Consider the following 12030-nt stretch of genomic DNA (forward strand, 5'->3'; position numbering starts at 1 on the left):
GAACGGGTACTGCGCGGGGCGCCGTAGTGCTTTCAAAATCATCCTAGCCAGCTGTTGCCAGAATAAATTAAGGAAATTCTTTGACTTTTCCTGACGATTAAACCAAAACCAGTTTAGGGAACTTAGTTTTGCTCTGATTGCAGCGTTGACTTGGTACGCACCTTAGAGGCCAGAGAGCCGAACCGATCCTTCTGGCAGGCCCTAGCCCAGGCCCCAAGCCTGCTGATCAACGGGATCCAGGATGGCTGGCGCACCAGTAGGGAGCTGATCGAAGAGCTGGTTAACCACCGCTTTTTCCAGTCGCTTAGGGAGGTTGATTGGAGTCAGTATCAGCTTGGTCCCATTTTGATCGCCTCGGTGCTGATCAACCTGCTGGAACTGGCATCCCCCCTTTACATCAATATCGTTTACACCTCGGTTTTGCCGAGTGGCTCGATGTCGAGCCTGGTGGTGATGACCGTGGCCGTGGTGCTTTTGATGGTGCTGGGCGGCTGGCTCAAAACGGTCCGGCTTGGTTTCACCGGTAGTGACGGCGCCCGCTTAGAGCACCAGCGCCGCCTTGAGGGGCTGGCGCATTTCTCACAGATGCGCCTGAGCGATTACCTGAGCGTTTCGCCAGCTACCCACCTGGAGCGTCTCAACAGCATCAACCTGCTGCGCGATGAGAGTGCCCTGCAGTCGCTCACCACGGCGATCGACCTGGTGTTCTCGCTGCTGTTTGTGCTGGTGCTGTTCCTGATTGCAGGCAGCGTGGGCATCGTGGCCGTGATCGCCATTGTGATTTACCTGCTGCGGGCCCTGGCCTTCGCCCGCGACTACGAGGGGATCAGCAAGCAGCGCGACCGGCTGGAGCTGGAGCGGCTCAGCTACCAAACCAAGCTGATGGGCTCGATCGACCTGATCAAGTCGAATGGCCTCGGCCGTCAGTTTCTGGTGGGCAACGAGCAGCGCCAGGAGGAGCTGGCCTGGCAGCGCATGGTCAACAACAACTTCAGCGGCAAATATCAAGCCTTCGGTTCACTGATGAGCCAGCTCACCTTTGCGGGAATTGTTACCTGGGGTGCCCTGCTGGTGATCCAGGGAAGGCTGCTCGTGGGTGCCTTGGCCGCAGCCCTGCTGCTGGCCGGCAAGATTCTCAACCCTTGGCAGCAGGCCATGGGCCTGTGGAACAGCTACCGCCGCCTGGCCCATTCCCGCGATGAATACGACGCTCTAATGGCGACGCCGGTAGAAGCGGAAGGCGGTGATAAAAAACTTGACCTGAGCGCCGATGGTGCCCTCAGCCTGGCGATCGATGGCCAGCCCCTGGCGGTGATTCCCAATGGTTCGGTGGCCCTGCTGCGCGATCAGCAATTTGGTGCCAGCGCCCGCCACCTATTTATGGCCCTGATCCAGATCGAGCCCGATCCTCGTCTGCAGCTCAACGGCCTGCCGGTTGCCAGCTATCACCGCGATGCCCTGCGCGACGGCATCGCCTATGTGGATCCCTCGCGCCAGTTTTTTGAGGGCACCCTGCTGCAGAACATCACCAGCTATCAGCCGCGCCGCTACCAGCGCCGGGCCCTTTTCTGGTCATTCCTCACCGGCCTAGACGCCAAGGTGCGGGGTTTGCCCCAGGGTTACAACACGGCGATGGGCACTTCCGTGCCCTCGGGGCTGTCCCGCGATGCCCAGCAGTTGTTCCAGGTGGTCGCCGCCCTAGCCAGCTCCCCCCAGCTACTGCTGCTTGATCTGAGCGATTGCTCCTATGGCAAGGAATTCATCGAAGGCCTGCAACGCATTCTGGGCCGCACTAAGGGCCGCACGACCGTGCTGATCAGTGGCGCCGGACGGGTGCTCGGCTCGGTTAGTGACCAGCAAATCGATATGCCGGCCCAGGGCCGGGAGGTGCTCGCATGACTATTTCTGCTTCCCGCTCCATGTTGCTGCGCGATCTAACGCTCAGCGCGGAAGCGCCGATGGCCTTCTGCGTGCGGCTGCTGCTGCAGCAGATGCTCTGGACCGGCCGTCCCGATGAGCTGTTTGAGCTGATCGGCAGCGATCCCCGCCAGATGGACCTGGTGGATGCCCGCAACCTGCTGCTGAGGCTTGGCTACGGCAGCCGGATTGAAGGGCTGGAGAGCTGGAACCAGCTCAATCCCCAGCTGTTGCCTGCCCTTTATGTGGGCCCCGACAACGTGCCCTACGTGCTGTCGCGCACCAGCAAGGGAGAGCTGGTGGCGGGCAATGTCAATGGCCGAGTTGATCTCTACAGCCTGCCGACTGGCGGCCGGCTGGTTTTCCTGCAGGACAAGGGCAGCACCGAACGGGTGACCCTGCTGCAGCAAATCCTTTACCGCTTCACCAACCGGATCTCGGTGCTTTACGGCATCAGCTTTGTTCTGGCCCTGCTGGCCATGACCCTGCCCTTCTACATCCGGGCGATCTACAACGTTTCAATCCCGAGCACCAGCGTGCTCTCCACCTTCTGGATCTTCCTGGGGGTGGTGCTGCTGTTTGTGCTGGATTGGATCCTGCGCCAGTGGCGCACCACCTTGCTCTCCCAACTTTCGGGCCGGCTTGATGCCCTGCTGGGGGTGAATCTGGTGGAGAAGCTATTTGGTCTCGACTACCGCCAGATCGAGACCCTGGGCCAGCACGGCCTCACCAACCGGCTGCGCAATCTCGACGGCCTACTGGCTTACTTGCAGGGTCCCCTGGCCCTGGCCTGCCTGGATTTCCCCTTCGTGGTGATCTACCTGGGCGCCATCGCCATGATTGCGGGGCCGCTGGTGTTTGTGCCGCTGGTGCTGATGGTGCTCAGCGGCCTGCTGGTGTGGCTGCTTTCGCGCTACTACACCGGTGCCTCCGAGCTCAACTTGGCCACGGGCATCGGCATCACCCAGGCCCAGCAGGAGCTGGTGAATCGCTTCCTGGAAGTGAAGCTGGCCAATGTGGAGTGGGTGTGGCTGCAGCGTCTTAGGGGCCTGTCGGCCCAGAGCACCAGCAGTGGCCTCACGATCAACCGCCAGGTGGGCCGGCTGCAAGTGCTAGTTAGCACCACCTCCCAGCTCGCGAGCGTGCTCACCTTGGCTATCGGCGTCTGGATGGCCTATTCGAGTGATCAGGGCCCGGCGGCCATGGGCAACTTGATCGCCGCCATGTTCTTTGTGTTCAGAGTTTTTACGCCGTTTCAGCAGCTGATGAATGCTTTGCTGCGTTTCGATTCGATGCGCAAGCAATATGGCCAGCTGGATCAATTCTTCAAGCTGCGTAGCAGCAATCGTTCTGCCGGTGCCTTGGTGAGTGCGCCGCGGATGCGCGGCTCGATCCTGCTGGATTCAGCTGCCTGCCGGCTGGGCGGCGAAGGGGCATTGGCGATCACCCGGGTGTCGCTTTCGGTGGCGCCGGGCGAACTGCTGGCAATCACCGGCAATGCCGGCTGCGGCAAGAGCACGGTGCTGCGGGTTGTCGACCAGCTCTATCCGCTGGTGAGCGGCACCCTGCTGTTTGACGGCAAGGACTACCGCCAGTTCAGCGCCGAGGCGATCCAGCGCAACATCGCCTACCTGATGCCCCAGAGCGAGCTGCTGCCCGGCACGATCTGGAGCAACCTCACGGCGATGAATCCAGACGCCACCGTGACCGGGGTACGCCAGATCTGCGCCAGCCTGGGCCTGCTTGATTTCCTCGATGGTTTGCCGGATGGCTTCGATACGCCCCTCACCGATGAGGTTGCCTATCAGCTGCCCAACGGGGTGCGCCGGTTGATGGCCCTGGCCCAGGCCCTGATCAAGGACACGCCGATCCTGTTGATCGACGACATCAGCCAGGGCTTGGCCCCGGATCAGTTCCAGGCGGTGCTGGGGGCCCTGCCGTCGCTGCGTCGCTGCACCTTCAGCGGCCAGGACCGCAGCATCATCCTGGCCACCGACAACAAGTTGCTGCTGGAGAAGGCTGATCGTCTCTGCATCCTTGATAAAGGCGTCACCTCGTTCCAGGGCACGGCTGAGGAGCTGCGAGCGCGTATGCAACAGACACCCGCCTGATTTCCCCCTTTTTTGATCCAACGCCCCCTTCATCGCCATGACCTCCATACCCGCCAACGGCCCCAACTCCATTTCTGGCAGCGACCCTGCTGATTCCTCATCTCTGGCCCTGCCGCCCGGCGGCGGCATGCTGGCCCGGCTGCCCGGCATGGACAGCCCTGATGCGATCACCCTGGTAGGCCGCAGCCGGCTCAGCCAGGCCCTGGAGCTGGAGGAAAAACCCGACAACCGCTACCTGCGGCTCAGCCTCTATGTGCTCGGAGCGGCGGCCTTGATCTTCTTCCCCTGGGCGGCGCTTACCCCGATTACCCAGGTGGTGAATGCCTCCGGTGAGGTGATTCCCGAGGGCGAGGTGAATGTGATGCAGCACCTCGAGGGCGGCATTGTGTCGCGGGTGGATGTGAGCGAAGGCGAGGAGGTGCGTAAGGGTGAGGTGATGCTTGAGCTAAGTCCGAAATTGGTGGGAAGCGAGTATGAGGCCACTGAGCAGCAGCTCAAGAACCTCCTGCTGCAGCAGCAGCAGCTGCAGGCTGCGATCCGCGGCGAGCGGGTGCTGCCTATCACAGATGGCATCAAGGAAGGCAACAAGGTGAGCAAGGCTCAGATAAATCTGCTCAACAGCCGCCTGGACAACTCCGTTGACCAGATCAAGGCCTCTAAGGAAATAGTGGCTGAGAAACGCGCCGAGGTGACGGGCCTTAACAATCAGATTGCGCTCTACTTGAAGCAGCGGGCGATGTGGGCGAGCCTGGTGGATTCTGGTGCCGCTTCGCGCCTCAACCTGCTCGACATCGATACCAAGCTTGCCGAGATGCGTGGTGCTCGTAATGAGTCGCTGAAGGCGCTGAGCCAGGCGGAAGCGAATTTCAGCGGTGTTAAGTCGGGCCTGGTGTTTGAGCAGAACTCCCAGATTGCCCAACTGGTGAATGAGGAGGCAGTGGTGGCCGAGAATATAAAGAAAGTGCGCAACCAGCTGGAGCGCACCAAGATCGTTTCACCAGTGGATGGTGTGGTGAGCGACCTACGCTTTAAGGCCCCTGGTGCGGTTGTCGGTCCTGGTGCAGTTGTGCTTTCTGTGGTGCCAAACACGACGCAGAGGTATGTAGAGGTCCGAGTGCCCTCGGCTGATATCGGCTTTGTGAAGCCCGGCCAGAAGGTGGACGTGAAACTCCAGCCCTTTGATTCCACCATCTATGGCTCGGTGCCGGGCAAGGTGATCAGCATCGGCGGTAATTCGGTGCAAGACCCCGACGACCGCAAGTATTACTACAAGGCCCGCATCCAACTGGATCGTCAGTTTGTAGATGTGGCCAATCGCAAGTACCCAATCGCCGTCGGCATGCCCCTAGTGGCCGACATCAAGGGCCCCCAGCGCAGCGTGCTGCGCTACATCTTCCAGCCTTTCACCCGCACCCTGGATTCGGCCTTGCGCGAGTCGCGCTGAGGCCATTAAGGGTTGGGCTGGTGTGAATACACCGGGCCCAGGCGATTCGCCTGGGCTTCGCTGATGCGCCGTTCACCCTTGCTGCGCAGGGTTTGAGGGTCCCAATAGCGCTCTACTGTTTTGCCCCAGTGCACCAGGCTTGGCTCGCCATCGGCTTGTTTGTAGAGGTGATAAACGGGCAGCACGGCGGGGTGATAAATCGACCAGCCCCTGGCCATTAAGCGTTGGGCGTATACCAACTCTTCGCCATTGAAATAAAGGTGGGGGTCATAGGGCACCTCGTCGTAGATGCTGCTGGCGGCAAATAAACAACCAGCGGCGAGCCTTTGGCCGGGGATGGGTTTGCCTGTGGGATTGGCAACCAGCGAAGCCCGGTTGCGCATCGGGTAATCAGGATGCTGTTCAAGCTTGATCACCTTGCCTGCTGGCATGGGGGTGTTGCCAGCTTCTGGAGTCCAAGGCATGGGCGAGGCCGTTAAAAGAGCACGAGGATCGCCAAGTGCTTGCAACTGATCAATCATGATTTGATCCCACTCGGGATCAAAGCGCATGTGGGAATCAATCTGCAGCACATGCGCTTCCCCATCCATCATCCCGGGGATGATCGAGCGGGCGAAGCACACCCCCCGGGCATCGCGCGCCTGCATCCAGAGGTAGCGAATTTGCTCCTTCCAGGCGGGTAGTGCGTCATAGCGATCCTCCACGCATTGGTCGACCACCCCGAAGCGCAACTGCTCGGGATTGGCCGCCTTGGCGTAGGCGTCATGGAGAGTGGGCAGCAGCTCCGGGTCGTTGTAGGAGGCCACGGAGACAAACAGTGTCGGTGCCGTTGATGCGGCCATGGCGCCAGCGATGGGCTTGTTGGCTCAGGCTAGGGAGCTTGCGCGCGGCGGCTGGAGGGCTGATTTCTCACCCACCTCTCAGAAACCCCAGTTCCCTTGCCCTGTAGGCATTCTGAGGTTTTGCGTGGCCCTAGAGCTGCTCCAGGATGGCCTACTGGGTGACAACAGCGTGTTTTCCCATTGGTGAAGCCGGATGAGCTGCATATGGTAAATCCAGAGATTGCTGCAAGATCCATGGCGGACGACTTAAACACGATGCTCACCGACTCGGCCCAGCAGTCCGAGGACGAGAATCGCCTGACGGGCAACGTTCAGGATGCGTCGGTCGTAGACCCCGCTGGCAGCGTCGACAACCCCGACGGCAACACCCCCACCGGTTTCGGGCAAGACAACACGATTACGGAGCAGGCCCCTGAGAGCCAGCCCCCGGCCAACAACGTCACCCAGGACATTCCGGGCCCCACCAGCCCAGAGGGCGGCCTTGGCGGCGGTGGCATTGCTGGTGCCACCACGGTGAATGAGGCCCCGCAGGAGCCCACCGTTGCGCAGACCGGTGTTGCGCAGCTGGATCCGACGCTGGCTGAAGCACCTGTGGCTTTGGCTGGGGAAGCACCGACTGAGCCTCCTACTGAGGCACCAACTGAAGCGCCGACTGAGCCTCCTACCGAGGCACCAACTGAGCCTCCTACCGAGGCACCAACTGAGGCACCAACTGAGCCTCCTACCGAGGCACCAACTGAGCCTCCTACCGAGGCACCAACTGAGCCTCCTGTTGAGCCCAATCCAAGTCTCTCCGTAGATAAATCTGTCAACGGTGTATTCGCTGTTGACCCTGTCACCGGTGCGCTGACCGCTCTTCCGCAATCTAATGTCACCGCCGCTGGCCAAGTCGTTGGTTATCTGATTACGGTTGTAAATACTGGCGATCAGGATCTAACTGGTGTTGTTGTCAGTGACCCTCTGGCCAATTTTGGGCCAATCACTTTAATTGGCGGCGATCTGGATGGGGATAGCGTTCTTGATGTTGGAGAGACTTGGACTTATCAGGCTTATCATCAGTTTAGCCAGGAAGAGATTGATGCTGGAGGTAACTTTGACTCGGACTTGAATGGTTTCTTCGATCAGTTTATTAATACTGCAACGGTTGATACTGACCAGACAGTCCCCCAGTCGGATACAGCGGATGTTCCGTTGACGCAGGTCAATGATGTTGCCATTGCGAAGACAGTGCTGTCTGTAGCCGATTCAGAAGGCAACATTCTTGAGGGTGGAATCACATCGGCAGGTGATGTCGTCACCTATCAGATTGTCGTTACTAATGAAGGTAATACTAGTCTTGGGAATGTGACGGTCACAGATCAGCTCCTGGGCTCTGTGGCACTGACCGGCGCAATCGAAAGCGGCGCACAGAATGGGATTCTCGATCCGGGTGAAACCTGGACCTATACGGCTACCTACACGGTGACGCAGGATGATATCGATTCGAATGCAACAGAGGAGCCGAACGATATTGCTGCAGGCTTCCTGGATAACGAGGCTAGCGTTTCAGCGACTGATCCCCAGGGTAACGAGCTGACAGATGAAACTACAGCGGATGTTCCGTTGACGCAGGTCAATGATGTTGCCATTGCGAAGACAGTGCTGTCTGTAGCCGATTCAGAAGGCAACATTCTTGAGGGTGGAATCACATCGGCAGGTGATGTCGTCACCTATCAGATTGTCGTTACTAATGAAGGTAATACTAGTCTTGGGAATGTGACGGTCACAGATCAGCTCCTGGGCTCTGTGGCACTGACCGGCGCAATCGAAAGCGGCGCACAGAATGGGATTCTCGATCCGGGTGAAACCTGGACCTATACGGCTACCTACACGGTGACGCAGGATGATATCGATTCGAATGCAACAGAGGAGCCGAACGATATTGCTGCAGGCTTCCTGGATAACGAGGCTAGCGTTTCAGCGACTGATCCCCAGGGTAACGAGCTGACAGATGAAGCTACAGCGGAAGTGGTAATCGTGCCCTTACTGACAGCTGTACTTGATGATGAGGGTCTCACTCCTCCCGGTATCGCTGAAGGACCTGGAGATCTCAGTGCATCAACAACGCCAGCGACCCAGACCGATGAAGCTCTCTTCTACTTCAATCCGTTTGGAACCGGTGTAGACATATCTGATTTTGTGCTAACTTCTTTATCTATTGGTCAGTATCAGAATATCCAAGGACTGCTTGTTGGAAGTCAATACCAAATACTTGATCAGGATGGCAATCTTCTGCTTTCGATTCTTGAGAGCGACGATCCTGCTTTCGCCTATATGGTTCGACTCGAGTCGCCAATTCTCCATTCTACGCATCCAGATCCCGGTGCCAATGCAGATGGAGTTCTGACTGGTAGCGAGCTTTTGTATCTTTCTGATGAGCAGCTTGCGTCGACATTTATTCTGCTGGATTACACCGATTCTGCCGGTGTAATTCGGGAGCTCAAGGTTGTCGTAAATGATGATAGCCCTGAGGTTATTGCTGATGATGTTTATGGAGATGTGGCTGTTGATTCGGTCACTATTCTTGAAGGCGACTGGCAGCCTGCCATCGGGGCTGATCAAGCTGGGAGTTTGCAGGACTTCCTTTCTGATGTCAACATTCTTTCAATCCGTGTTGGCGATGACAGCATCTCGGCTGCCAGTGTATTAGTTGCTCCCGAGAATCTTGTAAGGGTTGACAACGCTGATGGCACAGTCTCCTTCTTTGGTCAGTTTTCTTATGACGCTGACCCCGGGCCGGCAACCCTAGAGCAACAGGTTGACTATACAATTACATTTTCTGACGATGAGAGCGGACAGTACTCCTACGAGGTAGAAATCGGCTCTACAACTTCAATCTTGATTAGCGACACTGAATTTGGTACTGCTACTGTTGCCGCGGGAAGTCGGACTGGAGTATATAGATTCACAGCGTTGGATGCTTTGACAGGGGATTCTGCTGAGGGGGAGATCACTTCCTTGACAGTGCTTAATTCGACCCCGGTCACGTTCTGGACGCCCTACGGTAATTATACGGTGCCTTATAATACCGCGAGTCTTCTGATCAATAATTCAACGCAGGGTATTGGTGTACAGGATCAAAATATTGAATCAAATCTAAGTTCCGGTTCCAAGCAGCCTCAGGATGTTGAGGGAGTGCGATTTAATCCTGATGATCCCGCTACCTCCCTTACAATCGGATTTAAGCCTACGGGCGGCACAGGCTTTGGTACAGAGGGTGGGGTTGACCTAGTCCATGTGACAGTCTATGGAATCATGGATGGCCTGTCTGTCAATTATGAACTTGTAATAGATAGCCTGTCCGGGGACTACATTAATACGACCGATACCCCTGACGGTTGGATTGCGAATACGTCTGCTGTCGCCAACGGTTCTCTGGATTATGCTGGCGGAGCGCTGGTCTCGTATCGACTGGAGCCACTTCTCGGCTGGGATTATATTGAATATGCTGATGTAACGGCTGGATTTACAAAAGTATTTAAGAATGAGAAAGACCTTGTAGGTGAATGGAAATCTTCTACTTACAAGATGACAGTCGGCTTTGAGGTTCTCAAGGCTGAGTTGCTCACTCAGGATGTTGAGCTTGAGTTCCAAGTCGTTGTGACGGATGCCGATGGTGACCTTGCGGCAGATTCCTTTGTTGTTTCCACGTTTGATGAGCCTATGCCGCCAGTCGTTCTCGACCTTGATCGAAGTGGTGATACCTCTTACCTCTCTGTAGAAGACGGTGTTGCTTTTGACTTTGGCGCTGGGACCGTCTCGACAGCCTGGCTCTCGCCTGAGGACGGCCTGCTCGTCTACGACTTCAACAACGACGGCCAGATCACCGAAGCCAGGGAATTCGTCTTCACCATGTGGGGCAACGACCCAGATGTCGTCACCGATATGCAGGCCCTTGCAGCCTACTTCGATGCTGATTCCAATGGTGTCAAAGATAGAGTCCTCGATGCGAATGACACCGCCTGGTCGTACTTCGGCGTCTGGCAGGATCTGAACGTCGACGGCGTGCAGGATGAAGGTGAATTCGCCTACCTGGCTGATTGGGATATCACTGGCATTGCCCTCTCTTATGACGCCGACAGCACTACCTATGCTGCGGCCGATGGTGATGTGTTGGTCTACGGCCAGATGACAGTCACCTACGCAGATGGCAGCACCGGACTGGCAGAAGATGTCGCTTTTGCGGTAGCTCCTGTTGATGCCTCGGTTGCCGAAACCACAGTTCCGGCTGCCGACGCCTTCGTCCAGGATGTCGCCATCCCAGATGAGCAGGTCGTGGAGGCTGAGGTCGCCAGCGTGGCCGACCTAGTGGAGCAGTACGTGGGTGAGAACGCAGTCACCGATGAGGCGATGGCTGAGTATCAGCAGGAGCTAGCGCTCACCGAGCTGCCGGTTGCGGCCGATATGGCTGCCGACTCGGCAGCGATTGAGCCCACCGCTGATGCTTTGGCTGCGCTCGATGAGGCCGATGCGTTCCTGCCCGACGATGCCAGCGATGGCATTGCTACGGCTACCGACGTGGTAGATGACTTCTCCTACACCGTTTGAGCCATGGCTAATACGGATGCCTCCTTTATTGCCGGCGATGTCATCGCCGGCTTGATCGAAACCTTCTTTGAAGCCGTGCGATCCTCGCCAGATCTTGCGGCTCAAGAGGCTCGCCCTGCTGAGCTTGTTTATGAGCTCGATCAGGTGGTTAGCTCCTACCTCGAAGAGCAGCAGCTCTCCTCTGATGCCTACCAGCTCATTCAGCAGGATGTGCTCAACAACATTGCCCACGACCTTGCTCAACAGCACGAAGACCTTGCCGATTTCGACGTCAGTTTTGATGCTGCTGGCAATGCCGATCCCGCTGCCGTGATGGCAGCCATGGACCATCACTTCGAGGCCCTGTTCAGTTCTGATTCCTTCGGTGATGATGCGTCGGCCGCCTTAGGCTGATCTCCCAACGGTTGTCTGTGCCCCCCACTGCCCGTCTGCTGCTGGTTGATCCGGATACCCGCTCCTCTGATCTACTCACCAAGCACCTTCAGGTCCATGGCTTTGCAATCAGCGCGGTAGCCAGCACCGATGCTGCCCAGCAGCAGCTCGAGGTCGCCGCGCCGCAGATGCTTTTGATCAGCGATGCCCTGCCTGATAGCGCTGCGCTCGTCTTAACCCGCCAACTGCGCGCCGCAGCTAATGCCATTCCCCTGCTGTTGCTCCTATCTCTTGATCACTACAGCTCCCGCGTAGCTGCCCTTGAGGCCGGAGCTGATGATGTGTTATCTCGGCCCTTTGCAATCGAGGAGCTCATCGCACGGCTGCGTGCCTTAATACGCCGCAGCCGCATGGGGCTCAACCATGTAGATGGCACCGAGTTGCACTATCGCGACCTCACGGTCAATACCGACAGCCGCCAGGTATCTCGCGCCGGCAACCCGATCAAGCTCACCGTCAAGGAATACGACCTGCTGCTCCATCTGCTCCAGCACCGCGAGCAGGTGCTCTCCCGTCAGGACATCCTTTTGGCCGTCTGGGGTGACTCCTGGGTTGGCGATGACAACCTGCTCGATGTCTACATCCGCTACCTGCGCAAGAAGCTAGAGCGGCCCGATCTTGATCCTTTGATCCAGACTGTGCGTGGTGTGGGCTTCATGATGAAGTAGCTGGCCCCAAACCCAGCCCGTTGACCCTG

The 12030-nt window shown here is 57.7% G+C and carries 7 protein-coding genes; 6 read left to right on the forward strand and 1 reads right to left on the reverse strand.

Annotation, left to right across the window (positions count from 1 at the left end):
• Nucleotides 1-150: 150 nt before the first annotated feature.
• Genes KBY73_RS05870 through KBY73_RS05880 form a run of 3 tightly spaced genes read left to right on the forward strand, consistent with a single transcriptional unit; the run spans nucleotide 151 to nucleotide 5472 of the window.
• Complete coding sequence (locus KBY73_RS05870) at nucleotides 151-1899, forward strand: ABC transporter transmembrane domain-containing protein (protein WP_254936134.1); 1749 nt, start codon at nucleotides 151-153, stop codon at nucleotides 1897-1899.
• Nucleotides 1896-4028 carry an ATP-binding cassette domain-containing protein gene (locus tag KBY73_RS05875; protein WP_254936135.1) on the forward strand — a complete coding sequence of 711 codons (2133 nt, stop codon included), beginning with the start codon at nucleotides 1896-1898 and terminating at the stop codon, nucleotides 4026-4028. The genes KBY73_RS05870 and KBY73_RS05875 overlap by 4 nt, the downstream gene beginning before the upstream one ends.
• A gap of 37 nt (nucleotides 4029-4065) precedes the next feature.
• On the forward strand, nucleotides 4066-5472 hold the full coding sequence (locus tag KBY73_RS05880; protein WP_254936136.1) for an HlyD family type I secretion periplasmic adaptor subunit: 1407 nt from the start codon (nucleotides 4066-4068) through the stop codon (nucleotides 5470-5472).
• Between the two features lie 5 nt (nucleotides 5473-5477).
• On the opposite strand, the gene KBY73_RS05885 is transcribed toward KBY73_RS05880, so the two are convergent.
• Complete coding sequence (locus KBY73_RS05885) at nucleotides 5478-6314, reverse strand: UDP-N-acetylglucosamine-transferase (protein WP_254936137.1); 837 nt, start codon at nucleotides 6312-6314, stop codon at nucleotides 5478-5480.
• A gap of 234 nt (nucleotides 6315-6548) precedes the next feature.
• Here KBY73_RS05885 and KBY73_RS05890 point away from each other — a divergent pair, with 234 nt between their 5' ends.
• From KBY73_RS05890 to KBY73_RS05900, 3 genes are read left to right on the forward strand one after another with little or no spacing between them, the layout of a single operon-like run.
• A complete protein-coding gene (locus tag KBY73_RS05890; RefSeq protein ID WP_254936138.1) occupies nucleotides 6549-10901 on the forward strand; it encodes a DUF11 domain-containing protein in 4353 nt (1450 codons plus the stop codon).
• A gap of 3 nt (nucleotides 10902-10904) precedes the next feature.
• Nucleotides 10905-11294: a hypothetical protein gene (locus KBY73_RS05895; RefSeq protein WP_254936139.1), complete on the forward strand. Its 390-nt coding sequence runs from the start codon at nucleotides 10905-10907 to the stop codon at nucleotides 11292-11294.
• A 17-nt stretch (nucleotides 11295-11311) separates the two neighbouring features.
• Complete coding sequence (locus KBY73_RS05900) at nucleotides 11312-12001, forward strand: response regulator transcription factor (protein ID WP_254936140.1); 690 nt, start codon at nucleotides 11312-11314, stop codon at nucleotides 11999-12001.
• Nucleotides 12002-12030 lie beyond the last annotated feature (29 nt).

Origin of the sequence: Cyanobium sp. Tous-M-B4 (assembly GCF_024345395.1) — a bacterium.
Classification (GTDB): domain Bacteria; phylum Cyanobacteriota; class Cyanobacteriia; order PCC-6307; family Cyanobiaceae; genus Cyanobium_A.

Coding starts and splice junctions, on each gene's coding strand:
- KBY73_RS05875 (WP_254936135.1), top strand. CDS start 1,896: ATGACTATTTCTGCTTCCCGCTCCATGTTGCTGCGCGATCTAACGCTC.
- KBY73_RS05880 (WP_254936136.1), top strand. CDS start 4,066: ATGACCTCCATACCCGCCAACGGCCCCAACTCCATTTCTGGCAGCGAC.
- KBY73_RS05885 (WP_254936137.1), bottom strand. CDS start 6,314: ATGGCCGCATCAACGGCACCGACACTGTTTGTCTCCGTGGCCTCCTAC.
- KBY73_RS05890 (WP_254936138.1), top strand. CDS start 6,549: ATGGCGGACGACTTAAACACGATGCTCACCGACTCGGCCCAGCAGTCC.
- KBY73_RS05895 (WP_254936139.1), top strand. CDS start 10,905: ATGGCTAATACGGATGCCTCCTTTATTGCCGGCGATGTCATCGCCGGC.